The following is a 1,449-nucleotide window of genomic DNA, read 5'->3' as shown; positions in this document are numbered from 1 at the left end:
CCATCAGGCCGAGGCCGACGCCGAGGTTGGCCATGTTCAGGAAGAGGATCCAGAGCACCGGTATCCCCAGGAAGGCGCCCAGGACCAAACAGATCGCGGCCGCCTGGGCATTGTTCGTCCAGACCTGGGCGGCGAAGGAGCCCGCGGGGTGGCTGGAGTAGTACGTCTCGTACTCGCCCCCCGGCTGCGTGAGCGCCTTCAGGTCCTCGGGTGCCGCGATGGCGCCCTGGACCTCCGGGTGCGTGGCTATCCACCAGCCGATGAGCACGCCGAGCGCCGTGGAGAGCAGGGCCGTCGGTATCCACCAGCGGCGACTGCGGTAGACCGCGGCCGGGAAGCCCGCCGTGAAGAAGAGGGCGGCGTCGCGCCAGCCGGCCCGGCGGGTGCCTGTCACCGTGGCGCGGGCACGGGCCACCAGCTGGGTCAGCCGGCCGGTGAGCATCGGGTCCGGGGCGCTGGACTGGATCTGGGAGAGGTGGGTGGAGGTGCGCTGGTAGAGCGCGACGAGTTCGTCGGCCTCGTCGCCGGTGAGCTTGCGGCCGCGGCCCAGGAGCTGCTCCAGGCGATCCCACTCCGCACGGTGTGCGGTCACGAAGACATCGAGATCCATCCGGTTGCCGCTCCCCTGTCCCAGGTCCCCTGGCCATTGCCTATTCCTAGTGTGGTCAGCTTGGCAGACTGGAGGCCGTAGGGGCGGGGGCAGGTCACATGAGAGGTGCTGTGGTGAGCGATCTGGTGACGGGGCACGCTGTCGTCCTGGGGCTCCGGCCCGCGCGGCTGCCGAGCCGCGGGCTGGCGATCCTCCTGGACCTGGCCGTGTACGTCACCGGATATGTGCTCATCTCCGTCGGGCTGACCATGGCCACCGCCTCGCTGGACGAGGCTGCCCGGGCGGCCGTGGCCGTGGCGAGCTTCCTGTTGTTCCTGGTGGGCGTGCCGATCGCGGTGGAGACGCTGTCCCACGGGCGGTCGCTCGGCAAGCTCGCCTGCGGGCTGCGGGTCGTACGGGACGACGGCGGACCGATCCGGTTCCGGCACGCTCTGGTACGCGGTGCCATGGGGATCGTGGAGCTGATCCTGACCTTCGGGTCGATCGCGTGCATCGCCTCGCTGGTGTCGGCGCGGGGACGGCGGCTGGGGGACGTGTTCGCGGGAACCCTGGTCGTCCGGGAGCGGGTGCCGGGGACGCGGGTGATGCCGGTGCCTCCGCCGCCGCCGTGGCTGGCCGGGCGGTTCACCGGGCTGGACCTGTCGGCGGTGCCGGACGGCCTGTGGCTGGCGATACGCCAGTACCTGACGCGGATGAACCAGTTGGATCCGCAGGTCGGTGCGGCCATGGCGGTGCGGCTCGCGGACGATCTGGTGGCGCGTACGGGGGCGCCGCCGCCGGCCGGGGTGCCGGCCGCCGCGTTCCTGATGGCCGTGGTGCACGAGCGGCAGTCCCGGGAC

General features: G+C 71.8%; 2 protein-coding genes. One reads left to right on the top strand and one right to left on the bottom strand.

Annotation, left to right across the window (positions count from 1 at the left end; genetic code table 11):
- Positions 1–610 (bottom strand): stage II sporulation protein M (locus ACWGIU_RS37810; RefSeq protein ID WP_453712602.1); only part of this gene is annotated, 610 nt, incomplete at its 3' end.
- A 113-nt stretch (positions 611–723) separates the two neighbouring features.
- Between ACWGIU_RS37810 and ACWGIU_RS37805 the strand changes: the two genes are divergently transcribed.
- On the top strand, positions 724–1,449 hold a 726-nt coding region (locus tag ACWGIU_RS37805), incomplete at its 3' end, for an RDD family protein (RefSeq protein ID WP_453712601.1).

This window comes from Streptomyces sp. NPDC054840 (assembly GCF_053611065.1).
This window is presented reverse-complemented; position numbering and strand designations above follow the sequence as displayed.